Genomic DNA, 25,648 nt, shown 5'->3' on the forward strand with positions numbered 1-25,648 from the left:
CCTACCGGCGGTGCCGAAGGGCGGCGCCCGCGTACTCCGGGCCACGGAGGTCAGCGAGCCGGTGGGCCGACGGGCTGGGGGGTGACCGGAGGGGCGGTGGCCGGCGCTTTACGCCTACCGGCGGGGTGGGGCGGCGCCCGCGTGGAGGTGCTTGCCTCCGTCGTGGTGCGGCGCGGCGCGGCCCCGGTCGTGCCGGTGCGCGTGTCGGTGCCGCCGGGTTCCGCGCCGGGCGGGTACTCCATCCCGGTGCGTTTCACGGTGGACGGCCGTTCGGCCGAGCAGTGGATCACCGTACGGGCCCGCCCGCGGACCGGCGGCCCGGACCTGGTCAGGGGCGCGCGGGCGATGTCCTCCGGGGACGAGACCCCGGACTTCCCGGCCGCGGCGATCGCCGACGGCGACCCGGAAACCCGCTGGTCATCGCCGGTACAGGACGATGCCTGGGTCCAGCTCGAGCTGACCGCGCCGGCCCGGGTGGGCCGGGTGCTGCTGCACTGGCAGGACGCGTACGCCGCCCGCTACGAGGTGCGGACCTCGGCCGATGGGGTGACATCGCACACCGCGGCGACCGTGCGCGACGGCAAAGGCGGTACCGAGTCGGTCCGCCTGGACGACGCGTCCGCCCCCCGGGCGGGGGCGAAGTTCCCGCGGGTCCACGGCGTGCAGCGCGCGACGAAGTACAGCTACAGCCCGTTCGGGGTGGAGGCCTACGCCGTCCTGCCGTGACCAGCCCACGCGAGACGGGCGCCCGACGACCGGGGGCCGACGACCACGACGCAGCAAGGTGCCGGCCGGGCCGAGCCCGGTCGGCACCACCACCGCCGAAACAACCAGCCTCGCATCCGCCTCCGCAGACACGAAAGCCCGGATATCAGGCAGAGATGCCGTCAATCCGGGCCAGGGCGTCGTCCGCGCCGAATGGTTGCAGGTACGGCAGCCAGCGCGGGTCTCTGTGTCCCGTTCCGATGATCCGCCAGGCCAGGCCCGCCGGTGGTGCGGGTGTATGGCGCAGCCGCCACCCCAGCTCCGCGACATGGCGGTCCGCCTTGACGTGGTTGCAGCGTCTGCACGCGGCGACGACGTTCTCCCAGGCGTGCTGACCGCCGCGGCTGCGCGGGATGACGTGGTCGACGCTGGTTGCGGCGGCTCCGCAGTACGCGCACTTGCCGCCGTCGCGGGCGAAGAGTGCCCTACGGGTCAGCGGGACGGTGCCTCGAAAGGGGACTCGCACAAATTTGGTGAGTTTGACGACACTGGGCGCCGGAAGAGCGCAGGACTCGCTGTGCAGATAGGCGCCGGTTTCCTCGAGGCACACGGCCTTCTTGTTCAGTACGAGGACAAGCGCACGGCGGAGCGGTACGACGCCGAGCGGCTCGTACGACGCGTTGAGGACCAGGACATGCGGCACGGGTGCCTCCTTATACGCCGGCGGCGCGTGGCTCGCGCCGGGACGATCTGCCCTCAGTCTCTCCGGAAGCCGGGTGGCGGCGCCACCATGACCAGGTAACGGACTCAGGGTGTTTTCGACCACACTCCTTTACTTCCCCACCTTTCGGGCTGTTGGCCCTCGAACATGGCAACGAGGCATATCCGTTAGCCCGTTAGTGTGGAGGGTCTGTCCCACAACGGAGGTTTTCCACCGTGTCCACCCCCGCACCGTCCCCGAGTGCTCCTGCAACCAGCTTCGACGACGCCCAGAAATCCGCGACCGAGGCCGCGGGCTGGGTCGAGGCCAACTGGGCGGACTGGCTCGGCGCGGGCCTGAGAATTCTGCTGATCATCGTCATCGCGCTGGTGCTGCGCGGTCTGGTCCGGCGGACCATCAGCAAGCTGATCGACCGCATGAACCGGGGCGTGGAAGTCGCGCAGGGCACCACCCTGGGCGGGCTGCTGGTCGTCAACGCGGAGCGGCGCAAGCAGCGCAGCGAGGCCATCGGGTCGGTGCTGCGCAGCATCGCCTCGTTCACCATCCTGGGCACCGCGGCGCTGACCGTGCTGTCGGTGCTGCAGATCAACCTGGCGCCGCTGCTGGCGAGCGCCGGGGTCGCGGGTGTCGCGATCGGTTTCGGTGCCAGGAACCTGGTGACGGACTTCCTGTCCGGCGTTTTCATGATCCTTGAGGACCAGTACGGCGTGGGTGACGTCATCGACGCCGGGGTGGCCAGCGGCACGGTGATCGAGGTCGGGCTGCGGGTGACGAAGCTGCGCGGCGACAACGGTGAGATCTGGTACTTCCGCAACGGCGAGGTCAAGCGGATCGGCAACCTGAGCCAGGGCTGGGCGACGGCCGTGGTGGATGTGCAGGTCGGCTACGCGCAGGATCTGGACCGGGCACGCGCGGTGATCGAGGCCGCCGCCGAGGACATGGCGAAGACCGATCCGTGGGACGAGGCGCTGTGGGAGCCGGTGCAGGTGCTGGGCCTGGAGTCGGTGAGCGCGGACTCGGTGGTGATCCAGGCGCAGGCCAGGACGATGCCGGGCAAGGCCACGGCGGTCGCGCGGGAGCTTCGCTGGCGGATCAAGCGGGCCTTCGACGAGGCGGGCATCACGATCGTCGGCGGGACCCCGACCGCGGCCGTGGACGACACGGGTGTGCCGGCCGACCCGATGGTGGCGGTGGCGGCCCCTTCGGCGCACTCCAACCCGGATTCACCGCAGGCGCTGGCGGCCCGTCCGGTGCCCTCACAGGGGGCGGAAGGCGCCAAGTAGCCAGGCGCCCCTTGGGTCTCCTCCTTTCGGCGGTCTTGACAACTGCCGCCTCCGGCCTCTGGCGCACTGCGCCGGAGGCCGCTTTCATGGAGGTAACGCTTTGGTCGACCTGTGGCCGAGCCCCCTTGACGCTCCGCCGAAAGCGGGCCTACCTTTCGTTTCACCAATAGGAAAGTTTCCTAACAGTGAACTGAGGGAGGATGGCGCGCATGGCTGGCACCCCTGGAACCCCGCGCGTACTGCGCGCCATGAACGACCGCGCGGCGCTCGATCTCCTGCTGGAGCACGGGCCCCTGTCGCGAACCCGGATCGGTAAGCTCACCGGCCTCTCCAAGCCGACCGCCTCCCAGCTGCTGGCGCGGCTCGAAGCGGCCGGACTGGTACTGGCGACCGGCACCACGGCCGGCCGGCCCGGGCCCAACGCCCAGCTGTACTCGGTGAACCCGGCCGCGGCGCATGTCGCGGGGCTGGACGTGACACCGATACGGATCAAGGCAGCCGTCGCGGACATCACCGGCCGTACCGTCGGCGAGTTCGAGCTGCCGACCCCGGGCCGCCGCGCGCAGGGCACCGTCGAGCAGGTCGTACAGGCGGTGGACGAGGCGGCCAAGGCCGCCGGGCTGAACCGCTCGGACCTGCACCGGGTCGTGATCGGCACGCCCGGCGCCTTCGACCCGAGCACCGGCCGGCTGCGCTATGCCAGCCATCTCCCGGGCTGGCACTCCACCACGCTGCTCGACGAACTGGCCGCCGCGCTCGCCGTACCGCTGGAGTACGACAACGACGTGAATCTCGCCGCGGTCGCCGAGCAGCGGGTCGGCGCCGCCCGTGACCACGAGGACTTCGTCCTGCTGTGGAACGAGGAGGGCATCGGCGCCGCCATCGTCATCGGCGGCCGGCTGCACCGCGGCTGGACCGGCGGCGCCGGCGAGGTCGGCTTCCTGCCGGTGCCGGGCACGCCCCTCGTACGGCACGTGACCAAGGCCAACAACGGCGGCTTCCAGGAACTGGCCGGCTGCGACGCGGTAGTGCGCGTCGCGCGGGAACTCGGCCTCACCCCGGTCAGCGGGGCCCCGCTCGCGGATCTGGCCGCCACGCTGCTCGCCGAGGCGGTGCGGTCCGCGGAGACGGCCGAACGCGACGGCACCCCGGACACCGGGCCGCACGCCGAGCTGCTGGCGCGGATCGCCACCGGGCTGGCCACCGGCCTGGCCTCGATGGTCGCCGTCCTCGACCCGGAACTCATCGTCCTCACCGGCAGCGTGATCGTCGCCGGCGGGGAGCACCTCCGTGCCCTCATCCAGGCCGAACTGGCGGAACTCGCCGTGCCCAGGCCCCGGTTGGTGATCGGTGCGGTGCAGGAACACCCCGTCCTGTGCGGGGCGCTGCAGAGCGCCCTCGCCACCACACGCGACGAGGTGTTCGACACCTCGCGCTGACCCCCGCTCCCCCGCCGACCACCCCTCGACACACCACACCCCGCACCCACACACCACAGCGTCACCGTTCCGGACCGGCCCCGAGAGCCGGCCCGTTGGCTCCGCACACCCTTCGCCCGCCCGTCAACGACCCCTCTCATCCCCCGGAGGAAGCGCAGTGTCCCGTACCAAGAAGGTGGCCGCCGCCGTCGCGGCCACGGCCGCGATAACGCTGTTCGCGAGCGCCTGTACCAGCCAGAGCACCACCCAGGCGAACGATGACGCCACCAAGGACGTCACCATCACCTTCTGGCACGGGTGGACCGCTCCCAACGAGCTCAAGGCGATCAACGACAACGTCGCCCGCTTCGAGAAGGCGCACCCGAACATCCACGTCAAGGTGCAGGCCAACATCACCGACGACAAGATCAACCAGGCGGTGCGGGCCGGCGGCGCCAGCGCCGCCGACGTCGTGTCGTCCTTCACCACCGACAACGTCGGCAAGTTCTGCTCCTCGGGCGCGTTCGCCGACCTGGCGCCGTTCCTGAAGAAGGACAACATCGACCCGGCGAAGGTCTTCCCGAAGCCGATGCTCGAGTACACCCAGTTCCAGGGCAAGCGCTGCACGCTGCCGCTGCTCGGCGACGTCTACGCCCTCTACTACAGCCAGAAGGCCTTCAGGGAGGCCGGCATCGCCGGCCCGCCGAAGACCCTGTCGGAGTTCAAGGCCGACGCGGTGAAGCTGACGAAGTCCAGCGGTGCCTCGTACTCCCAGCTGGGCTTCATGCCCAACTTCCACGGCTACGAGTCCACTCCCGGCCACTTCGCCGCCCAGTGGGGCGCCAAGTACTTCGACGCCAGTGGCAAGGCCCAGCTCGCCAAGGACAAGGGCTTCGCGGAGATGCTCACCTGGCAGCGGGACATGGTGAAGTCCCTCGGCGGCTTCGACAAGCTGGAGAAGTACCGCAACACCTTCGGTGACGAGTTCGGTGCCAAGAACCCGCTGCACACCGGCCAGGTCGCGATGGGCATCGACGGCGAGTGGCGGCTGGGCATGGCCAAGGAAGCCAACGCGACCTCCGACCTCGCCGTGGCGCCGTTCCCGGTCCCGGACGACCAGGCCGACACCTACGGCCGCGGCTACCTCTCCGGCACCATCGTCGGCGTCGCCAACACCAGCTCGAAGAAGAACGCCTCGTGGGAGCTGGTCAAGTTCATGACCACCGACACCCAGGCCGTCGTGTCGTTCGCCAACGCCATCCACAACGTGCCGTCGACGTTCGAGGCGCAGAAGTCCCCCGAGCTGACCGGTGTCCCGAAGGTCTTCCTCGACATCGCCCAGAACCAGTACAGCAACACCACCCCGGCCAGCCTCAACGGCGGCGCCTACCAGGTGACGCTGCAGGACTTCGGATACGCCTTCGAGTCCGGTAAGAAGACGGATGTCCAGGCCGGTCTGCAGGGTGTCGACGCTCAGGTCGACAAGGACATCGCGCAGGCCAAGTGATGACAACCATCCATCCCCTGCTCAAGGCGAAGCGCAGGAAATCGACCCTCCGCACCCTCGGCTTCCTCTCGCCGTGGCTGATCGGCTTCACCGTCTTCTTCGTCTACCCGCTGCTGTCGACCGTCTACTTCTCCTTCATGCAGTACGACGGGTTCAATCCCCCGACGTTCGCGGGATTCAAGAACTGGTCGTACGTCTTCAACGACTACCCCCTGTTCTGGCCGTCGCTGCGGAACACCCTGTGGCTGGTCATCGTCATGGTGACGCTGCGAGTGGTCTTCGGACTCGGCATCGGTCTGCTGATCACCAAGATCAAGACCGGCGCGGGCTTCTTCCGCACGGCGTTCTACCTGCCCTACCTGGCCCCGCCGGTCGCCGCCACCATGGCGTTCGTCTTCCTGCTCAACCCGGGCACCGGACCGGTCAACCACATCCTGGACTCGGTGGGCATCCCGACCACGGGCTGGTTCACCGATCCGGCGTGGTCCAAGCCGGCGCTGACCATCCTGGCCGTGTGGGGCATCGGTGACCTCATGGTCATCTTCATGGCCGCGCTGCTCGACGTACCGAAGGACCAGTACGAGGCGGCCGAGCTGGACGGCGCGGGCGCGTGGGCTCGGTTCCGCTTCGTCACGTTGCCCAACATCTCGCCGATCATCATGTTCGCGGTGGTCACCGGCGTCATCCAGACCATGCAGTACTACACACAGCCACTGGTCGCGGGGAAGATCGCGTCCGGCATCATCGGCAACTCGGGCCAGCAGCTCGAGCCCGGTTACCCGGACAAGTCGACCCTGACCCTGCCCCAGCTCGTGTACAACCTGGGCTTCCAGCGCTTCGACTACGGCTCCGCCTGCGTGATCGCGCTGGTGCTCTTCGTCCTGGCGATGGCGTTCACGGCGCTGCTCATGCGACGCCGCAACGGCTTCCTGTCGGCGGAGGACTGATCACCATGACCCACGCAACTCTCGCCCCGCCGGCCCAGGCGCCGGCCCCGCACGCCACCGCGGTGGCGGCCAGACGGACCGCGAAGCGCAAGGACGTACTGCACTGGATCGCGGTGCACTCGCTCGGCCTCGCGGCGGCGCTGTTCTTCGTCCTGCCGTTCGTCTTCGTCTTCCTGACGGCCGTGATGAGCGACAACCAGGCGCTCAGCCGCGACCTGTGGCCGCACGACTGGCAGTGGAGCAACTTCCGGCAGGTCTGGGACACCCCGGGCTTCCTCACCTGGTGGCGCAACACCCTGGTGTACGCGGTGTCCGGCACGGTGCTGACCGTCGTGTCCAGCCTGCCCGTCGCCTACGCGCTCGCGAAGTTCCGCTTCCGCGGCCGCAATCTGGTGATGGTGCTGGTCATCTCGACGATGATGCTGCCGCCCCAGGTCATCATCATTCCGATGTACCTGTTCTGGACCCGGCAGCTGGGCATGGACGGGACGCTCTACCCGCTCATCATCCCGATGGCGTTCGGTGACGCGTTCACCATCTTCCTGCTGCGGCAGTTCCTGCTGACGATCCCGAAGGAGTACACGGAGGCCGCCAAGGTCGACGGCTGCGGCGAGCTGCGCACGCTCCTCACCGTGATCGTGCCGATGATCAAGCCGGCGATCGCCGCCGTGGGGCTGTTCCAGTTCTTCTACTGCTGGAACGACTACTTCGGCCCGCAGATCTACGCCAGCTCCAACTCGGCCGCCTGGACCCTCAGCTACGGCCTGGAATCGTTCAAGGGCGCCCACCACACCAACTGGAATCTCACGATGGCCGCCACCGTTCTGGTGATGGCTCCCGTGATCGTGGTCTTCTTCTTCGCCCAAAAGGCCTTCATCGAAGGCGTGACCCTGACTGGAGTCAAGGGATGAAACTGGCAGTTGTCGGCGGTGGCTCGACCTACACCCCCGAACTCATCGACGGTTTCGCGCGGTTGCGCGACACGCTGCCGATCGAGGAGCTGGTGCTGGTCGACCCGGCCGCCGAGCGCCTCGAACTCGTCGGCGGACTCGCCCGGCGGATCTTCGCCAAGCAGGGACATCCCGGAAAGGTCACCACCACCGCGAACCTGGAGGCCGGCGTCGCCGGCGCCGACGCGGTACTGCTGCAGCTGCGCATCGGCGGACAGGCCGCGCGCAACCAGGACGAGACCTGGCCGCTGGAGTGCGGCTGCGTCGGCCAGGAGACCACCGGGGCCGGCGGTCTCGCCAAGGCGCTGCGCACCGTCCCGGTCGTGCTCGACATCGCCGAGCGGGTCCGCAGGGCGGCGCCCGACGCCTGGATCATCGACTTCACCAACCCGGTCGGCATCGTGACCCGCGCCCTGCTGCAGGCCGGCCACAAGGCCGTCGGGCTGTGCAACGTCGCGATCGGCTTCCAGCGGAAGTTCGCCGCCTTCCTCGACGTGGCCCCCGACGCCGTCCACCTGGACCACGTCGGCCTCAACCACCTCACCTGGGAGCGCGGGGTGCGCCTCGGCGGCCCCACCGGCGAGGACCTGCTGCCCAAGCTGCTCGCCGAGCACGGCGACGCCATCGCCGAGGACCTCCGCCTGCCGCGGGTGATCCTGGACCGGCTCGGCGTCGTCCCCTCGTACTACCTGCGGTACTTCTACGCGCACGACGAGGTGGTGCGCGAGCAGAAGATCAAGCCGTCGCGGGCCTCCGAGGTCGCGGCGATGGAGAAGCAGCTGCTGGAGATGTACGGCGACCCGACGCTGGACGAGAAGCCGGAGCTGCTCTCGAAGCGCGGCGGCGCCTTCTACTCCGAGGCGGCGGTGGCCCTGGCCTCCTCCCTGCTGCGGAACACCGGCGACATCCAGGTCGTGAACACGTACAACAACGGGACCCTGCCGTTCCTCCCGGACGACGCGGTGATCGAGGTACCGGCGACGGTGGACGGCTCCGGCACCAAGCCGCTGCCCGTCGCCCCGCTGGACCCGCTGTACGCGGGCCTGATCGCCAACGTCACCGCCTACGAGGACCTCGCCCTGGAGGCCGCGATCCACGGCGGCCGGGACCGGGTGTTCAAGGCACTGCTGTCGCACCCGCTCATCGGCCAGTACGAGTACGCCGAAGCGCTGACCGACAGTCTCGTCGCGCACAACCGGGAGCACCTCGCGTGGGCCTGAACGAACCGCTCGTGCCGGGTGGCGTCCTCGCCATCGACGCGGGCAACAGCAAGACCGACGTGGCGATCGTGGCCGCCGACGGGACGGTGCTCGGCACCGCCCGCGGCGGCGGCTTCCAGCCGCCGGTCGTCGGTGTCGACGCGGCCGTCGCGGCCCTGGCGGCCATCGTCGGCCGGGCCGCCGCCGAGGCCGGCCTGACCCTCGGCGAGCGCCCGCTGACCGAGCACACCTCGGCCTGTCTGGCCAACGCCGACCTGCCCGTGGAGGAACAGCAGCTCGAACTGGCCGTGCACGCGCAGGGCTGGAGCCTGAGCACCCGGGTCGCCAACGACACGTTCGCGATACTGCGCGCGGGCGTCGACGAGCCGCGCGGCGTCGCGGTGGTGTGCGGCGCGGGCATCAACTGCGTCGGCATGCTGCCGGACGGCCGGACGGCCCGCTTCCCGGCGATCGGCAAGATATCCGGCGACTGGGGAGGCGGATCGGGTCTGGCGGAGGAGGCCCTGTTCCATGCCGCACGGGCCGAGGACGGCCGCGGCGGCCCCACCGAACTGGCCGTCTCGCTGCCCGCGCACTTCGGCCTCACCTCGATGTACGCGCTGATCGAGGCGCTGCACCTGGAGCACATCCCGCCGTCCCGCAAGTACGAGCTGACGCCCGTGCTGTTCCGCACCGCGGACGGGGGCGATCCGGTGGCCCGGAAGATCGTCAGCCGGCAGGCCGACGAGATCGTCGCGCTGGCGAGCGTGGCGCTGGGGCGGCTCGGACTGCTCGACGAGGAGGCCGACGTGGTGCTCGGCGGCGGTGTCATGGCGGCCGGGAATCCGACCCTGATGGACGCCATCACGGAGCGCCTCACCGCCCGCGCGCCGAAGGCCGTCACCCGTGTGGTGAGCGCCGCCCCGGTGCTGGGCGCGGCGCTTCTCGGCCTGGACCACGTCGCCGCGGAACCCGCGGTGCACGCCAGGCTGCGCGCGCACTACGCGTAGTGCCGTACCCGAACGCCGGACGGGCCCGTTCCACGGGCCCGTCCGGCTTTTCACGGGTGCCCCCGGAACCGGGCGCGGGTCCCGGGCGTGATGGGATACGGGTGAAGTTCGTACGGCAGGGCCGCATAGCGGGCAGTTCGCGCAAGATCCACGCAATCCCTAGGTGGATGACACCGCGTACGGCCATACTGCTGGCCAAGAGCTTGACTGCCGTGCGCAGGGGAGTTGTTCCGGGGGAGGGTTCAGTGACACAAACGCCGACGGGGAGCGGAATCCCGGCCGCGCAGGGCTATGGTGCCCCGCCCGCGCCGCGCGTTCCCCAGCCGCCCGCGAGGCCGCCGGCCGTACCGCCGCCCCCGCCGCCACGGCGGCGGGCCTGGAGCGAGGGCGCGGACCGGCTGCGGGCCGCCGCGACGACCGAGCCCGGCCGGCTGCGGATCATCGGCGCGGTACTGGCCGTGCTGGTCGTGGCGTTCGGGGCGGTGACGGCGTGGCAGATCACCGACCGCGCGTCGGCGGCGAGCGACGTGGTCAACCACAGCGCCCCGCTCAGCGCCAAGGCCGCCGAGATCTACCGGTCGCTGGCGGACGCGGACACCACCGCCTCCGGCGGCTTCCTCATCGGCGGCCAGCAGCCGAAGTCCGTCACGGACCGGTACGACAACGACCTGCGGACGGCGTCGAAGCTGATCGCCGAGGCGGCCGGGAACGCCCAGGGGTCCGCGACGACCCTGGAGCAGATCTCGCTGCTCAACCAGCAGCTCAAGGGGTACACCGAAGAGGTGGCGCGGGCCGGCGTCAACAACCGGCAGGGCTTCCCCGTCGGTGGCGCCCATCTGCGGTACGCCAACGAGCTGATGCGCCAGGACGGCGGCCTGTTGGACACCGCCGACAAGCTGTACAAGGCCGAGACGGCCCGGCTCGGCGAGGACTACGGCTCCGCCAAGGCGCTGCCGTGGCTCGCCTGGTCCCTCGGAGCGATCGCGCTCGGCGCCCTGCTGTGGGCCCAGCGCCGCTCGTACCGGCGCACCAACCGCGTCTTCAACCAGGGGATGCTGGCCGCCAGCGCGGCCTCGGTGGTGGTGCTGCTGTGGGCGGTGGTCGGCCACACGGTCGCCGCCTCCCAGCTCGACACGTCGTACGACCACGGGGCGAAGTCGCTGCAGGTGCTCAACAGCGCCCGGATCGGCGTGCTGCAGGCCCGCGGCGACGAGAACCTGACGCTGGTCGCCCGCGGCTCCGGCGCCTCGTACGAGACCAACTTCCAGGGCGGCATGTCGACCCTGGCCGGCAAGGACCCCAAGGGCGTCGGCGGCGAGATGGCGCAGGCCCTGGCGCTCGCGGACGACGAGGCGGGCCGCAGCCCGGTCAACGACGCGATCAAGGGCGTACAGGCCTGGCGGGGCCGGCACACCGCGGCCCGCGCCAGCGACAACGAGGGCAACTACGCGGACGCCGTCGCTCAGGTGATCGGCGGCAAGAACCAACAGGGCGAGGTGGTCACCGCGACCACCGGCCAGTGCTTCGACGTGGTGGACGCCAGCCTGCGCAAGGCCGTCGACCATGAGCAGCAGGAATTCGTACAGGCCGCGAACGACGGCCGCGGGGCGCTGACCGGGCTTCCGGCGGGTGCCGCGCTGCTGGCCGTGCTGGCCGCGGCCGGCGCCGCGCTCGGCATCGGACGCCGGCTGTCGGAGTACCGGTGACCGGGGTGACCGGCCAGGCCGGTGGAGGGAAGCGGACCATGCGCGAGGACACGCCACGGACGCGGCGGACGCGCCGCAGTTGGCGCGGCTGGGGCGGAGTCGCGGGGATGGCGGCCGCCTGCGCGCTGGTCGTCACCGCGGTGGCGGTCCCGCTGCGCGGTGCCGGCGCGGCGGACGGCGCGCGGTCGGCGACGCCCGGCGGCGTGCTGAGCGCCAAGTACGCCTCCACGGACGACACCTGCGACCACCCGGAGGCCAGCGGTCAGCGGCCGTCGACGGTGGACGGTGACGCCGTGCGGCGGATCAAGGAGCACGGCAAGCTCATCGTCGGCGTGGACCAGAACAGCTATCTGTGGGGCTTCCGCGATCCGGCCACCGGCCAGATCACCGGCTTCGACATCGACCTGGTGCGCGCCATAGCCAAGGACATCCTCGGCGACCCGGAGAAGGTCCAGTTCCTGACGGTGCCGACCGACCAGCGCATCCCGATGATCAAGGCAGGGAAGGTGGACATGGTGGTGCGCACCATGACCATCAACTGCTCACGGCTGAAGGACGTGGCGTTCTCCACCGCGTACTTCGAGGCCGGGCAGCAGCTGCTCGTGCCGCTGCAGGGCACCCCCATCACCGGCTTGGACACCTCCCTCAACGGCCGGACGGTCTGCACCGCGAAGGGCTCCACGGGCGAGACCAAGCTCAAGGAGGACTCGCACGGCGCCAAGGTCGTCCTCGTACCGAACCAGCTGGACTGCCTCGTGCGGCTGCAGCTGAACCTGGTGGACGCGGTGTTCACCGACAACGCGCTGGCGGCCGGCCAGGCCGCGCAGGACCCCTCGGTCCACCTCATCGGCCAGAAGGTCACCACGGAGCCGTACGGGGTGGCCATGAACCTCAGGGACACCGATCTGGTGGCCCGCGTCAACAAGGTGCTGGAGGATTACCGCAGCGGTGGCGTCAACAGCCCCTGGATGCAGGCGTACCGTCATTGGCTGGCCGCCAAGCTGCCGGATGTGACCGGACCGCCCGCACCGCTCTACAAGAACTGAACCACCTGGCCCCCGGGGCCGGAACACCAGGGCCGACCAGCAGGACTGAGCTCCGCACACGACGTGCCGGTTACGGGAAAGAAGGTTCGATGGCGGAGGGGGCACCTCCCGGCCGGAGGTCGGTGGAGGGACCGTCCGGGCCGGTGATGGGCCGGGAGGAGGTCGACCGTGCCCTGGCGCGGATCGGCGCGGACCACGAGGCGATCGAGTCCTCGCTGCTCGCCCTCCAGGACCACTCCGGCCGCCGGCTGCTCGAAGGCGCCGAGCTGGCTGGTGTCACCAAGGAGCGCTGGGCCGAGACGGATTCGGCGATCACCCTGCTGTGGTCGCACTTCGAGGCCTACACCGCTGCCCTGAACTCCGCGCGCGAGCTGCGCGGCCGCCGCCGCTGGCCCACCCAGACCGATCTGAACACGCTCACCGAACTGCTGCGCGGCACCGGCGTCACGGTGTCCGGCGGCGCGGTCCCGGACGCGGCCCGCAGTCTGACCGGCCCCGCCGTGCTCACCGAACGGTTCAGCCTGGAGCAGCTGCTGGACCGGATGAACGGCTGGTACGAGCAGGCCATGGCGATGGTCGCCGGCGCCGACTCCGTCTGGTCCGCGCTGCCCGCCCGTATCGATCTGCTCGCCGCGGACGTGCAACGGGTCCGCTCGCTGGCCCACTCGGTGGGGGTACGCCCCGGCGCCCACCCCTCGGGGGACGAGCTGGAGCGGCTCATCACCGACCTGGCCGCGCTGCGCGCCCAGGTGGTCTCCGACCCGCTGGCGTTCTGGCTGCCGGAGCCGAAGCCGGGCCGCGCGGACACCGCCCGCTACGAGCAGGCCGGCCGCCGGCTGGAGGAGCTGCGCCGTGAGGTCGACGCCGTGCTGCACGTGCGCGACGACGCCGACCAGCGGCTGCTGCACCTGCGGGACGTGCTGTCCCGGGCGGACCGTACGCTCACCGAGGCGCGCAGCGCACGCGTCGAGGTGCTGGCGAAAATAGCGGCGTCGGAGGTCCCGGCGGTCAGCGGCCCGTCGTCCGCGCTGCACGAGCGGCTCGCGGCGGCCGACGACTACCGCAGGACCGGTCAGTGGCACCGGCTGTCCCCGCTGCTGGACGGCCTGGAGCAGCGCGCCGACGAGGAGTTGCTGCGGGCCCGCGACTCCCTGACGGCGGTGACGGCGCCGCTCGCGGTCCGCGCCGAGCTGCGCGGCCGGCTGGACGCCTACCGCGCGAAGGTGGCGCGGCACGGCATGGCGGAGGACCCGCTGCTGATCGAACGGTACGACCAGGCGCGCCGCATGCTGTGGAGCGCGCCCTGCGATCTGCGGGCCGCGGAGTCGACGGTGCTGCGCTACCAGCAGGCGGTGGCCGAGGTGCTCGGGCCGAGGCAGTCGCAACCCGCGGACAGGCGGGAATCCTGATGCGGAACCATCTGCCGGTGGGACCACAGAAGAGGGTTGGATGGAAGAGGGCTGGACGGCTACGGGCCGGCCGCACGATGGAACGAGGGGGGACACCGTGAGCAAGTGCCAACGGCCCGGCTGCGGCGGGGCTCTGGAGGACATGGGCGGCGGCGAGCTGTACTGCGACACCTGCGGGCTGGCTCCCGTGGCCGTCGCGGCGGCGAGCAGTTCGGCACGGTCGGCCGCCGGCGGCGGCCTGGACTCGGGGCGCTCGTCGGCGCACTCCTCCCGTTCGTCGAAGTCGTCCTCGCGGTCCTCGCGCCGTTCGGTGTCCGGGCGGCTGTCCCGCGCCCTCAGCGGCTCCACCACCGGACGTTCGGTGTCGGTGCGCAGCTCCCGGAGCACGGGCAGCGGCTCCACCCGCGGCAAGCTGGGCGCCGGGCTGGTCTCCGTACCGCCCATCCCGCGCCCGGATCCGGCCGCGGCCGTCCTGGACAACCCGCAGGTCCCCGAGCGCAAGCGGTTCTGCAGCAAGGGCGACTGCGGGGCGCCGGTGGGCCGCAGCCGCGGTGACAAGGCCGGCCGCACGGAGGGCTTCTGCACCAAGTGCGGGCACCCGTACTCCTTCTCGCCGAAGCTGCGGGCCGGCGATGTCGTGCGCGGCCAGTACGAGGTCGTGGGCTGCCTGGCGCACGGCGGGCTCGGCTGGATCTATCTCGCGGTGGACCGCGCGGTCTCCGACCGCTGGGTGGTGCTCAAGGGCCTGCTGGACACCGGGGACGAGGACGCGCTGGCCGCGGCCGTCTCCGAACGGCGGTTCCTCGCCGAGATCGAGCACCCGAACATCGTCCGCATCTACAACTTCGTGGAGCACCTGGACCAGCGGTCCGGCACTCTCGACGGTTACATCGTGATGGCCTACGTCGGCGGCAAGTCGCTCAAGGAGATCGCCAACGACCGGCGCGGTCCCGACGGCAAGCGCGCGCCGCTGCCGGTGGCGACGGCCATCGCGTACGCCATCGAGGCGCTGGACGCGCTCGGTTATCTGCACAGCCGCAACCTGCTGTACTGCGACTTCAAGGTCGACAACGCCATCCAGCAGGAGGACCGCCTCGAACTGATCGACATGGGCGCGGTCCGCCGGATGGACGACAACGACAGCGCGATCTACGGCACGGTCGGCTACCAGGCCCCGGAGGTCGCCGAGCTGGGCCCGTCCGTCGCCTCCGACCTGTACACCGTCGCGCGCACCCTGGCCGTGCTGACCTTCGACTTCCAGGGCTACACCAACGTCTTCGCCGACAGCCTGCCCGACCCCGACAACATCGAGGTCTTCTCCCGCTACGAGTCCTTCTACCGGCTGCTGGTGCGCGCCACCGACCCGGACCCGGACAAGCGCTTCGCGTCCGCGGAGGAGATGTCGGACCAGCTGCTGGGCGTGCTGCGCGAGGTCGTCGCACTCGAGACCGGCAAGCCGCGGCCCGCGCTCTCCACCCTCTTCGGGCCGGAGATCCGGGTGGTGGACACGGAGTTGGTGCACCCGCTGCCCGGCGACGCGTCCCGGCTCGGCGCGGACCGCCGCCGCAAGCCCGGCGCGGTCGCCGCGGGCGCTGCCAACAGCTTGAACGGCGCGCCGCCCGCGTTCATCCCGCCGCAGGGCGGCGCACAGCAGGGAGCCCTGGCGGGCACTCCGGGCGCACCCGCCCTGCCGCCCGGCGCGCCCCTCCCGTACAGCGCGACCGTCGTCGGCACGGTGCCCATCGCCCCGGCCGCCCTGCCGGGTGCGGCAGGACCGGCGGGGGACGGCACCGGATTCGGCTTCCCGTCGGTCACCCGGCTCGACGCACCCGCCGCCGTACTGGCGCTGCCCGTGCCGCATGTGGACCCGTCCGACCCCAACGCCGGTTTCCTGGCGGGTCTGTCGTCGGCGGCGCCCTCCGAACTGATCTCCGCGCTGCAGTCCTCCCCCGTCGAGTCGGTCGAGCGGCGGCTGCGCGATCTGCGGGCCCGGCTCGAACTGGGCGACGGCGGCGCCGCGCTGCTCGTCCTGCAGGGCCTGGCCGACGACGACCTGGAGGACTGGCGCGTCGTCTGGCACCGCGGCCTCACCGCGCTGACCACCGGCGACCACGAGACGGCCGCGCTCTCCTTCGACGCGGTCTACGACGCGTTCCCCGGCGAGTCCGCGCCGAAGCTCGCGCTGGGCATCTGCGCCGAGGTGCTGGGCCAGCTGGACAACGCGACCGAGTACTACCGCCTGGTGTGGACCACCGACCAGAGCTACGTCAGCGCCGCCTTCGGCCTGGCCCGGGTGCGGCTGGCGGCGGGCGACCGGCCCGGCGCCGTACAGGTCCTGGAGTCGGTGCCCGAGTCGTCCATCCACTTCACCGCGGCACGGGTCGCGGCGATCAGGGCCCGGCTGCGCGACCGGTCCCCGCACGAACCGTTGCTGGACGATCTGACGGCCGCGGGCCGGCAGGTCGAGCAGTTGCAGCAGCAGGGCCTCGACGCCGACCGGCGCGAGCAGTTGTCCGCCGAGGTGCTCGGCAGCGCGCTCGACTGGGTGCTGGCAGGTGGCCAGGGTGCGCAGCCCGCCGCCGCCCATCCGGTGCTGCTGGGCAGCGCCCTGGACGAACGCGGGCTGCGCTTCGGCCTGGAGCGCTCGTACCGGGTGTTGGCCCGGCTGGCCCAGAAGGACCGCACAAGGATCGAACTGGTGGAGCGGGCCAACCGTTTCCGCCCCCGGACGTGGGTGTAACCGAATGCCAGGACTGCCGGAGTCGGCCCAGTCAGCTCAGTCGATCAGCTGCCCCAGCTGCGCGGAACCGCTGGAGGAGGGCGACAAGTTCTGCGGCGTATGCGGCGCGGACGTGACCGCGCCGCTCCCCGCCGCGGGCGCCGACCTGCCCGGAACCGGGCCCTCCGGCAACGGCTCGGCGGCGGGCACGGGGAACGGTGAGTTCACCGATCCCTTCGCGCTCGCTCCGCCCCGAAGCCCCGCTGCGGCCCCCGGGCAGACCGCACCGGGGCAGCCGCCGGCGAGCGCCGACGCACCCGCTCCGCCGCAGCCCGCCGCGGAGGTCACCGACCCGCGCGAGGAACTGCTCGCCGGACCGGCGCCGCAGGGGCGGACCTGTGTGGCGTGCGGGGTCGGCGGGGTCGACGCCGACGGGTACTGCGAGCACTGCGGGCACGCGCAGCCGCGGCTGCGCGACCACCAGGAGCGCGAACTCGAAGGCGTGGCCGCGGTCAGCGACCGCGGTCTGCGGCACCACCGCAACGAGGACGCGTTCGCCGTGGCGGCGACCTCGCTGCCGGACGGGACACCCGCGGTCATCGCGGTGGTGTGCGACGGCGTCTCGTCGGCGTACCGCCCGGACGACGCCTCGGCGGCGGCCGCCGCGGTGGGCAGCGAGAAGCTGCTCGACGCGCTGGAACACGGCAGTCCGCCGGAACAGGCCATGCACGACGCCCTGCTGGCGGCGGCCCACGCGGTGGCGGTGCTCGCCGAGGAGGACGACGTCCGGCAGGGCCCGCACCACAACGCCCCGGCCTGCACCTGCGTGAGCGCCGTCGCCGCGGGCCCGGTCTTCACCGTCGGCTGGATCGGCGACAGCCGCGCGTACTGGGTCCCGGACGACCGGAGCACCCCGTCCGCCCGCCTCACCGAGGACGACTCGTGGGCGGCCCGGATGGTGTCGGCGGGGCTGATGTCCGAGGCCGAGGCGTACGCGGACGAGCGCGCCCACGCGATCACCGGCTGGCTCGGCGCCGACGCCGTCGACATCGATCCGCACACCGCTTCCTTCCAGCCGGAGGGAACGGGTGTAGTGGTCGTGTGCACCGACGGGCTGTGGAACTACGCCGAGTCCGCGGCCGAACTGGCGGCGGTGGTACCGGCCGACGCCCGCACCCGGCCGCTGCACTGCGCGCAGACGCTGGTGGGGGTGGCGCTCGACGGCGGGGGCCACGACAACGTAACAGTCGCCGTACTTCCGTTCCCGGCCACGGTGGGGCGGGCAGGATCCGAACCTGCGTAGAACCGGTCCCTCTCCGGGGGATGTCTTTGTGGACTGAGGAGCGCGAGGAGCTCACGCGATGGCCAATTTCTCCAAGTCGAACGTGCCGCAGTTTTCGGTCGACATCTATCAGAACGAGTACCTGCCCGAGGGCGGCCGCGAGGTCAATGCCATCGTCACGGTGACGTCGACCGGCGGCGGCACCTCCGGCGGTCACCCGCTGGCGGCTCCCGGTTACGCCACCGACGGCGCCCCGGGCGGAGCTGTGGTGATCATGGTGGACTGCTCCGGTTCGATGGACTACCCGCCCACGAAGATGCGCAACGCCCGTGACGCGACCGCCGCCGCGATCGACACGATCCGCGACGGGGTGGCCTTCGCGGTGGTCGGCGGCACCCATCAGGCCCGCGAGGTCTACCCCGCCAACGGCGGTCTCGCGGTGGCCGATGCGCAGACCCGCGGCCAGGCCAAGCAGGCGCTGCGCAAGCTCACCGCGGGCGGCGGCACCGCGATCGGCACCTGGCTGCGGCTCGCCGACCGGCTGCTGGCGACCGCCGATGTGCCGATCCGGCACGGCATCCTGCTGACCGACGGCCGCAACGAGCACGAGAAGCCGGAGGACCTGCGGGCCACTCTGGAGGCATGCGCCGGCCGCTTCACCTGTGACGCGCGGGGCGTGGGGACGGACTGGGAGGTCAAGGAGCTGACCGGGATCGCCTCCGCGATGCTCGGCTCCGTCGACATCGTCGCCGACCCGGCCGGGCTGAAGGCGGACTTCCAGGCGATGATGGAGACCGCGATGGGCAAGGAGGTCGCGGACGTGGGGCTGCGGCTGTGGACCCCGCAGGGCTCCGAGATCAAGTTCGTGAAGCAGGTCGCGCCGACCGTCGAGGATCTGACGGCACGCCGTACGGAGGCCGGTCCGCGGGCCGGCGACTACCCCACCGGCTCCTGGGGCGACGAGTCCCGCGACTACCACGTGTGCGTCCAGGTGCCGAACGCCGGTGTCGGCCAGGAGATGCTCGCCGCCCGGCTCTCGCTGGTCCTGCCGCAGCCGGACGGCACCTCCCAGGTGCTCTCCCAGGGGCTGGTGCGGGCGGTGTGGACGGACGACATGGCCGCCTCGACCCGGATCAACCCGCAGGTCGCGCACTACACCGGCCAGGCGGAGCTCGCCTCCGTCATCCAGGAGGGCCTGGAAGCACGCAAGTCAGGCGACATCGACGGGGCGACCGCGAAGCTGGGCCGCGCCGTTCAGCTCGCGAGCGCCTCGGGCAATGACGACACCGCGAAGCTGCTGGCCAAGGTGGTCGACGTGGTCGACGCGCCGAGCGGTACCGTACGGCTGAAGGCGCGGGTCGCGGACGCCGACGAGATGACCTTGGAGACGCGGTCGACGAAAACCGTACGCGTCAAGAAGTAACCGCGCTCGCAGGCGGAGGGGGAGCCAGCCGTATGTCGACTTGTCCGAACGGTCACCAGTCGGGAACCGACGACTGGTGCGAGGTGTGCGGCCACCGCATGTCCGCACCCGCCGTGCCGTCCTCCTCCGCGGCCTCCGGGCCCGCCGGGCCGGTGGTCTCCGGCTACGATCCGGACGCCACGGCTGCGGCCGAGCCGTGCCCGACCTGCGGTACGCCGCGGGAGGGGCTGGCGCTGTTCTGCGAGGAGTGCCGCTACAACTTCCAGACGCACACCGCCACCACCTTCGTCGCGCCGCCGTCCCCTCCCTCGCCGGGGTTCCCGCCCTACCAGCGGTACGAGTCGCAGCGCTCGCGCCCGTCCCAGATGAACCGCCCGGCGGAGCCGCTGGCTCCCGAGGCGATCATCCCGGGCGGCTCGGGCGACTTCCTGCTCACGCCGCCGAGCGCGCCCTCCACCCCGTCGGCGCCGTCCCGGCCCGAGGCCGTCGTGCCGGAGCCGGCCGTGGCCCCGGTCGTGCCCGAGGTGACGGCCTGGACCGCCACCGTCGCCGCCGACCGTGACTACTTCACCGCGATGATGGCCCGCAGCGGACCCGACGCCACCGGTCTGTACTTCCCGTCGTACTCCCCCGAACTGCGGCTGCCGCTGGTCGGCAACCAGATCACCATCGGCCGCCGCCGGCACAGCACGGGCGAGGCTCCCGACATCGACCTGTCCCGCGCCCCCGAGGACCCGGGCGTCTCGCACCAGCACGCCGTTCTGGTGCAACAGCCCGACGGCGGCTGGTCCGTCGTCGACCAGGACTCGACGAACGGCACCACGGTCAATGGGGCCGCTGACCCGATCCAGCCCTACCTCCCGGTACCGCTGAAGGACGGCGACCGCGTCCACGTCGGCGCCTGGACGACGATCACGGTCAGCCGCGGCTGATGTCACTCCCGCACCACCTTTACCAAGGATGAGCAAACTTCGTACACCTGAACGACGCTCGCGTTCGCACAGCTGATAGAAAGCCTTGCTGGCTGTTCTCATCCGGTGAAGGGGTTCGGTCACCCTTCGCCCGGTGATCCGCCGGGGGGGCTCTTTCGCAGGTCCGGTACGGGTCGTGCCCGTACCAGGGGGGACCAACTCTTCTCTGCCGCCGTCCGCCGCGCTCCGCGCGGTGCCGGGGGCGCCCTCTCGCGGTATCGCCGTGGCCGCACGGCCGTTCGACGCAGATCTTGAGGGAGTTGACGCATGGGCATTGCAGCCCGTGAAAAGGTTTTTCGCATAGGCATGGTGACCGCCACCGCGGTCGCCATGATCGCCACCGCGGCGCCCGCCGCCCTGGCCGACACCACCCCGGCTCCGGCACCGAAGCGGATCGGGTCCGCCCCGGTCGCTCCGCACGGCGCCTTGCGCACCGGTACTCCCGACGGGGACGCGGCGCTGGACCTGAGCGTGTCGCTCAGCCCGCGCGACCCGGCCGGCCTGAAGAGCTTCATCGCGGCGGTGTCCGACCCCGCCTCGCCGCAGTACCACCACTACCTCAAGACCGGTGAGTTCGGCCCGGCCTTCGGCCCGACGCGAGCCACCGTCGACCGGGTGCGCGCCGCCCTCACCGCCCAGGGTCTCGACCCGGGCGAGGTCTCGGCGGACGGCTTCTCCATTCCGGTGCACACCACCGTGAGCGCGGCCGCCAAGGCGTTCGGGACCAGCTTCTCGGACTACCGGCTGGCGGACGGCCGCACCGGCCTGACGAACAACGCGGCGCCGGCCGTGCGGGCCGACATCGCGTCGGCGATCACCGGTGTCGTGGGGCTGAACACCCTGACCACCGTGAAGCCGAAGCACGTCACCTCCAAGGGGCAGTTCACCGCGAAGTCGAAGGCCTCGGCGGCCACGGTCGCCCCGCACGCCGCGGGCAAGTCCCCGCAGCTGTGCGCTGACGCCAAGTCGCTGTTCAGCGACAACTTCCTCACGGACACCCAGCAGTACTGGAGCGCCGGCGAGCTCTCCAAGGCCTACGGGATGAACAACCGGCCGATTCCGACCACCGGCGTGTCCGTGGCGCTCTTCGAGCTGGAGAGCTACGACCCGAAGGACATCGCCGCCTACCAGGCGTGCTACGGCACGAAGGTCCCCGTTACCGCGATCAATGTCGACGGCGGTCCGACGGCTCCGGCCGACTCCACCAAGAACATCGGCGGGGAGGCGGCCCTCGACATCGAGGACCTCATCGGCCTGGTGCCGGAAGCCTCGATCCTGGTCTACCAGGGCCCGGACGCCAACAAGGCGACCTGGAACCAGGTGCTCGACACCTACCAGCGGATCGTCACGGACAACCGCGCCCAGGTGATCTCCACCAGCTGGGGCTCCTGCGAGATCGGCACTCCCTCCGCGGTCATGGCCGCCGAGAACGTGATCTTCCAGCAGGCGGCGGCACAGGGCCAGACGGTCACATCCTCCGCAGGTGACAGCGGTTCCACCGACTGCTCGCGTCCGGGCGCGCCCGACCCCACCGTCGGGACGGACGACCCCTCCAGCCAGCCGTACGTGCTCGCCGTGGGCGGCACCAACATGGTCGGCGCCAACGAGTCGGTCTGGAACGACGGCGACGGCGCCACAGGCGGCGGCGTCTCCTCCATCTGGAAGTCGGCCACCGCTGCCGGCTACCAGAACGGCTTCACCGGCCCCGGCTACAACAACGCCTGCGGCGCAGCCGCGGGCGAGACCTGCCGCCAGGTACCGGACGTGGCGGCTCTGGGCGACCCGAACACGGGTTACCCGATCACCTGGGGCCGTGACTCCCAGGGCTACCCGATCTGGCACATGTTCGGCGGCACCAGCGCGTCCGCGCCGACCTGGGCCGCGCTGATCGCCCAGGCCGACATGGACCTGGCGTGCGCCGCCGACGGCCCGCTCGGCTTCGTGAACCCGGCGCTCTACAAGCTCCCGGCGTCCTCGTTCCGTGACGTCGTCACCGGCAACAACGACCTGCTGAGCTCCGGTTACACCGGCGGCCTCTACCAGGCCGGCTCCGGCTACGACCTCGCCACCGGCCTCGGCGCCCCGCACGGCCGGGCCATCGCCACCGGCCTGTGCAAGGCGCTGCCGGAGAAGCCGGCCGGCACCTTCACCCCGGCGAACCCGGCCCGTCTGCTCGACACCCGGTCCGCCATCGGCGTCCCCACCACCACGCCGGTCCCCGGTAACACCACGGTGAACCTGAAGATCAAGGGCGCTCCGGGTGCCCCGGCCAGCGGTGTGACCGCGGTGGTCCTCAACGTCACGGTCACCGCGACCACGCAGCCCGGCTACGTGACCGCCTGGCCGCACGGTGCGACCCGGCCGACCTCGTCCAACCTCAACTGGGTGAAGGGCGACACCGTCGCGAACCTGGTGACGGTTCCGGTCGGCGCCGACGGCTCGGTCGACCTGGGCAACGTCACCAGCGGAACGACGCACCTCATCGCCGACGTCTTCGGCTACTACTCGACGAACCCGTCGGGTTCCACCTACGCCTCCGCGGGTCCGGCGCGACTGCTGGACACCCGGACCTCGATCGGCGTTCCCACCACGACGCCGGCCGCGAGCAAGGGCACGGTGAACTTCAAGGTCGCGGGCGCCCAGGGCATCCCGGCGACCGGCGTCACCGCGGTGGTCCTCAACACCACCGTCACCGCCACCGCGCAGGGCGGCTTCCTGACCGCGTGGCCGCACGGCACGACCCGGCCGGCCTCCTCCAACCTCAACTGGGCGAAGGGCCAGACGATCGCCAACTCGGTGATCGTCCCGGTCGGCGCCGACGGTTCGGTGGATCTGTACAACGGCAGCGCCGGAACGGCCCACATCATCGCCGACGTCTTCGGTTACTTCACCGACTCGGGGACCGGCAGGACGTTCCACACCGCGGGTCCGACCCGGCTGCTCGACACCCGTTCCGGAGTCGGCTCGACCGGCAACGGCGGTGCGATGGCGCCCAACTCCCAGCTGGCGCTGAGCCTGAACGACGGCAATGTCCTGGCCAACGCCAAGGCCGTCGTCCTGAACGTCACCGTCACCGGCGGCACCGGCCTCGGGTTCCTCACCGTGTGGCCCGACGGGACGACCCGTCCCAACGCCTCCAACATCAACTGGGTCCCCGGACAGACGATCCCCAACCTGGTCACGGTCCCCGTGGTCAACGGCAAGATCGACTTCGGGAGCACCAGCCCGGGCACCGTCCAGGTCATCGCCGACCTGTTCGGCTACTACAGCTGATCCCGGCGGTCCGGTAACCCGGACTCCGGCTCTCGCAGCAACACGAGGCAACACGAGGCAGGCCCCGCACCCGGCAGTTCCGCCGGGGGCGGGGCCTTCTCGCTGCCCTTCTCGTTGCCCTCTCGCTGCCCCTGTTGCCCCGAGCCCTTCAGGCGGCCGGGACGTCCCAGACGTGCGCCCCGTCAGGAGCGTCCAGCCAGGTCCACTGGCGGTCTCCGTCGACGGAGAGGCCGTAGCGGTCACGCGCCGGCCGGGACGCGCGCAGCCACAGCTCGTGGGCGTCCTCCGCGATCGCCCACAGATCGCGGGGCCCGGCCAGCAGGACCCTGCCGTCGCGGTCGGCGCGGGCGCTGGAGCCGTCAGGGGCGGTGATGGCGACGCCGCGGTCGCCGGAGGCCCAGCGGACCTCCAGCGCGCCCGTCCGGAGGGTCAGCAGGAAGCGGAAGAGATCGTCCTCCAGGACCCGCGGCGGCGTGCCGGACCAGCGGACCGTCTCCGGGGCCTCGTCCGGCGGCGCGTCCGGTGACCCGTCGTCCGGCCCGTCCGGTACGGGATCCCGCCGGTGGGAGGCGGCCGCTCCGCGCAGCGGGACGAAGTAGGCCGCGGTGTGCAGGAAACGGCCCTCCGCACGGTCGGGACCGGTGACGGTCAGCCGGATCAGCCCGCCCGCGAACGGCGCGAGGATCCGGCCGCCGGGGCGGCACTGGCGCAGCCACTCGACCGGCACGGACGGCAGCTCGCAGGTCGCGACGATCCGGTCGTAGGGCGCCCGGTCCGGGTGGCCGAGGGCTCCGTCGCCGGTGACGACGGCCGGTGCGGCGCCCGCCGTCGCGAGGTGCGCGCGGGCCGCGTCGGTGATCTCCGGGTCCAGGTCGACGGTGGTGACGGCGTCGTCGCCGAGGCGGTGGGCGAGCAGCGCCGCGTTGTAGCCGGTGCCTGCGCCGATCTCCAGCACCGTCCGCCCCTCCCGTACCTCCAGTGCCTCGGCCATCGAGGCCATCAGCGACGGCTGGCTGCTGGACGAGATCAGCCTTCCGTCCTGTACGTGCGTGACCAGCGGAACGTCCTCGTAGGCGCCGGTCAGCCAGCGGGCGCGCTCCTTCGGATCGGGGTCGTCCGCGGTGAGCCGTTCGTATCCGCCGGGCCGCGGACTGTAGTACTCGGGGACGAACAGATGGCGCGGCACCTGCTCGAAGGCCGCCCGCCACCCGGGGTCGGCCAGCCCGCCGGCCGCGACGATCCGGCGTACCAGCAGGTCGCGCAGCGCGTCCGCCGCCTCGGTGCGGTGATCCTTCCGGTCCGCGTCCTCCATAGCTCCACTGTGCGGCGGCCGGGCCCGATCCGCGACGCCCCGCGCCCGCACCGGGCGGCCGGAGACCGTTCCCGCCCCCCCGTCGCGCCCTCGTCCCGCCCCCGTCGCGCACCGGGTCGTAGGTCCCAGGTCCTCCGCCGGGTCGTCTGAGACCATGGAGGAGTGCCGCGCGCTTCCCGGGGGCGACCCCGGTGCCCCGTGCGCGCACCACGTCGACCGGCGCCGGGCCGGTGCGACATCTTGAGGTGGAGCTGAGTGAACGAGACCCCGCAGGACACGGCGCCGCAGCAGACGTTCTACGACGCCGTCGGCGGCGAGCAGACGTTCCGGCGGCTGGTGCACCGCTTCTACGAGGGTGTCGCGGCCGACCCCGAACTGCGGGCGATGTACCCGGAGGAGGACCTCGGCCCGGCCGAGGAGCGCCTGACGCTCTTTCTCATGCAGTACTGGGGCGGCCCGCGCACCTACAGCGACAACCGCGGCCACCCGCGGCTGCGGATGCGCCACGCGCCCTTCCAGGTCGACCAGGCCGCGCACGACGCGTGGCTGCGCCACATGCGGGACGCGGTCGACGATCTGGCCCTCGCGCCTGAGCACGAGCGGCAGTTGTGGGACTACCTGGTGTACGCCGCCGCGTCGATGGTGAACACCGCGGGCTGAGCGGACCGCCGTTACCGTCTGACCGTGCTGCGACCGTCCGCTGACCGGACATCGGACAACGGACAACGGGTCACGATCGTATTGCGACAATCTTCTACACTTCCTCA

Annotated in this window: 19 protein-coding genes; 17 read left to right on the forward strand and 2 right to left on the reverse strand. The window is 71.6% G+C overall.

Translation table 11 applies throughout. From position 1 onward, the window contains the following. Positions 1-141: 141 nt before the first annotated feature. Positions 142-726 (forward strand): discoidin domain-containing protein, encoded by a 585-nt coding sequence (locus O3W51_RS38270; RefSeq protein WP_331284129.1) that lies wholly within the window; start codon positions 142-144, stop codon positions 724-726. A 145-nt stretch (positions 727-871) separates the two neighbouring features. Here O3W51_RS38270 and O3W51_RS38275 read toward each other — a convergent pair whose 3' ends face one another. After that, positions 872-1,408, reverse strand: coding sequence for an HNH endonuclease (locus tag O3W51_RS38275; protein WP_138355113.1), 537 nt, complete (start codon positions 1,406-1,408; stop codon positions 872-874). 233 nt (positions 1,409-1,641) lie between these two features. On the opposite strand from O3W51_RS38275, the gene O3W51_RS38280 reads away from it, so the two are divergent. The 15 genes from O3W51_RS38280 (at position 1,642) to O3W51_RS38350 (ending at position 23,569) form a co-directional block, all read left to right on the forward strand. Then, positions 1,642-2,709, forward strand: a complete 1,068-nt coding sequence (locus O3W51_RS38280) for a mechanosensitive ion channel family protein (RefSeq protein WP_269288596.1) — start codon at positions 1,642-1,644, stop codon at positions 2,707-2,709. A gap of 200 nt (positions 2,710-2,909) precedes the next feature. Next, positions 2,910-4,148, forward strand: a complete 1,239-nt coding sequence (locus tag O3W51_RS38285) for an ROK family transcriptional regulator (protein ID WP_138355111.1) — start codon at positions 2,910-2,912, stop codon at positions 4,146-4,148. 157 nt (positions 4,149-4,305) lie between these two features. Further along, entirely contained in the window at positions 4,306-5,634 is a 1,329-nt protein-coding gene (locus tag O3W51_RS38290; protein ID WP_269288597.1) for an extracellular solute-binding protein, read from the forward strand. Next, positions 5,634-6,581 (forward strand): carbohydrate ABC transporter permease, encoded by a 948-nt coding sequence (locus O3W51_RS38295; protein WP_138355109.1) that lies wholly within the window; start codon positions 5,634-5,636, stop codon positions 6,579-6,581. The genes O3W51_RS38290 and O3W51_RS38295 overlap by 1 nt, the downstream gene beginning before the upstream one ends. A 5-nt stretch (positions 6,582-6,586) precedes the next feature. After that, positions 6,587-7,492, forward strand: a complete 906-nt coding sequence (locus O3W51_RS38300) for a carbohydrate ABC transporter permease (protein ID WP_138355108.1) — start codon at positions 6,587-6,589, stop codon at positions 7,490-7,492. Continuing rightward, positions 7,489-8,751, forward strand: a complete 1,263-nt coding sequence (locus tag O3W51_RS38305) for a 6-phospho-beta-glucosidase (RefSeq protein WP_138355107.1) — start codon at positions 7,489-7,491, stop codon at positions 8,749-8,751. The genes O3W51_RS38300 and O3W51_RS38305 overlap by 4 nt, the downstream gene beginning before the upstream one ends. Continuing rightward, positions 8,742-9,740 (forward strand): N-acetylglucosamine kinase, encoded by a 999-nt coding sequence (locus O3W51_RS38310; protein ID WP_138355106.1) that lies wholly within the window; start codon positions 8,742-8,744, stop codon positions 9,738-9,740. The genes O3W51_RS38305 and O3W51_RS38310 overlap by 10 nt, the downstream gene beginning before the upstream one ends. Before the next feature lie 245 nt (positions 9,741-9,985). Beyond that, complete coding sequence (locus O3W51_RS38315) at positions 9,986-11,446, forward strand: hypothetical protein (protein ID WP_244809177.1); 1,461 nt, start codon at positions 9,986-9,988, stop codon at positions 11,444-11,446. A 38-nt stretch (positions 11,447-11,484) separates the two neighbouring features. Then, positions 11,485-12,492: a glutamate ABC transporter substrate-binding protein gene (locus O3W51_RS38320; RefSeq protein ID WP_138355104.1), complete on the forward strand. Its 1,008-nt coding sequence runs from the start codon at positions 11,485-11,487 to the stop codon at positions 12,490-12,492. Positions 12,493-12,581: 89 nt separating this feature from the next. Further along, complete coding sequence (locus tag O3W51_RS38325) at positions 12,582-13,901, forward strand: hypothetical protein (protein WP_138355103.1); 1,320 nt, start codon at positions 12,582-12,584, stop codon at positions 13,899-13,901. 40 nt (positions 13,902-13,941) lie between these two features. Beyond that, complete coding sequence (locus O3W51_RS38330; RefSeq protein WP_138355102.1) at positions 13,942-16,641, forward strand: serine/threonine-protein kinase; 2,700 nt, start codon at positions 13,942-13,944, stop codon at positions 16,639-16,641. 4 nt (positions 16,642-16,645) lie between these two features. Beyond that, a complete protein-coding gene (locus tag O3W51_RS38335) occupies positions 16,646-17,923 on the forward strand; it encodes a protein phosphatase 2C domain-containing protein (protein WP_138355101.1) in 1,278 nt (425 codons plus the stop codon). A gap of 58 nt (positions 17,924-17,981) precedes the next feature. Beyond that, the gene (locus tag O3W51_RS38340; protein WP_138355100.1) at positions 17,982-19,325 is read left to right on the forward strand and encodes a vWA domain-containing protein; all 1,344 of its coding nucleotides are present in this window, start codon (positions 17,982-17,984) and stop codon (positions 19,323-19,325) included. Positions 19,326-19,357: 32 nt separating this feature from the next. Then, positions 19,358-20,257 carry an FHA domain-containing protein gene (locus O3W51_RS38345; RefSeq protein WP_138355099.1) on the forward strand — a complete coding sequence of 300 codons (900 nt, stop codon included), beginning with the start codon at positions 19,358-19,360 and terminating at the stop codon, positions 20,255-20,257. Between the two features lie 306 nt (positions 20,258-20,563). Then, positions 20,564-23,569 (forward strand): S53 family peptidase, encoded by a 3,006-nt coding sequence (locus tag O3W51_RS38350; protein ID WP_138355098.1) that lies wholly within the window; start codon positions 20,564-20,566, stop codon positions 23,567-23,569. Positions 23,570-23,717: 148 nt separating this feature from the next. On the opposite strand, the gene O3W51_RS38355 is transcribed toward O3W51_RS38350, so the two are convergent. Next, positions 23,718-24,881, reverse strand: a complete 1,164-nt coding sequence (locus tag O3W51_RS38355; protein ID WP_138355097.1) for a methyltransferase domain-containing protein — start codon at positions 24,879-24,881, stop codon at positions 23,718-23,720. 255 nt (positions 24,882-25,136) lie between these two features. Between O3W51_RS38355 and O3W51_RS38360 the strand changes: the two genes are divergently transcribed. Then, entirely contained in the window at positions 25,137-25,541 is a 405-nt protein-coding gene (locus O3W51_RS38360; RefSeq protein ID WP_138355096.1) for a globin, read from the forward strand. The last annotated feature ends 107 nt before the right edge of the window (positions 25,542-25,648 follow it).

The organism is Streptomyces sp. H39-C1, from assembly GCF_027158125.1.
Taxonomy (GTDB): domain Bacteria; phylum Actinomycetota; class Actinomycetes; order Streptomycetales; family Streptomycetaceae; genus Actinacidiphila; species Actinacidiphila fildesensis.

Bases quoted from the DNA above. Each gene is read 5' to 3' on its own strand.
- O3W51_RS38330 (WP_138355102.1), top strand. From the start codon at position 13,942: ATGGAAGAGGGCTGGACGGCTACGGGCCGGCCGCACGATGGAACGAGG.
- O3W51_RS38335 (WP_138355101.1), top strand. From the start codon at position 16,646: ATGCCAGGACTGCCGGAGTCGGCCCAGTCAGCTCAGTCGATCAGCTGC.
- O3W51_RS38345 (WP_138355099.1), top strand. From the start codon at position 19,358: ATGTCGACTTGTCCGAACGGTCACCAGTCGGGAACCGACGACTGGTGC.
- O3W51_RS38320 (WP_138355104.1), top strand. From the start codon at position 11,485: ATGCGCGAGGACACGCCACGGACGCGGCGGACGCGCCGCAGTTGGCGC.
- O3W51_RS38355 (WP_138355097.1), bottom strand. From the start codon at position 24,881: ATGGAGGACGCGGACCGGAAGGATCACCGCACCGAGGCGGCGGACGCG.
- O3W51_RS38340 (WP_138355100.1), top strand. From the start codon at position 17,982: ATGGCCAATTTCTCCAAGTCGAACGTGCCGCAGTTTTCGGTCGACATC.
- O3W51_RS38325 (WP_138355103.1), top strand. From the start codon at position 12,582: ATGGCGGAGGGGGCACCTCCCGGCCGGAGGTCGGTGGAGGGACCGTCC.
- O3W51_RS38300 (WP_138355108.1), top strand. From the start codon at position 6,587: ATGACCCACGCAACTCTCGCCCCGCCGGCCCAGGCGCCGGCCCCGCAC.
- O3W51_RS38305 (WP_138355107.1), top strand. From the start codon at position 7,489: ATGAAACTGGCAGTTGTCGGCGGTGGCTCGACCTACACCCCCGAACTC.
- O3W51_RS38350 (WP_138355098.1), top strand. From the start codon at position 20,564: ATGGGCATTGCAGCCCGTGAAAAGGTTTTTCGCATAGGCATGGTGACC.
- O3W51_RS38295 (WP_138355109.1), top strand. From the start codon at position 5,634: ATGACAACCATCCATCCCCTGCTCAAGGCGAAGCGCAGGAAATCGACC.
- O3W51_RS38285 (WP_138355111.1), top strand. From the start codon at position 2,910: ATGGCGCGCATGGCTGGCACCCCTGGAACCCCGCGCGTACTGCGCGCC.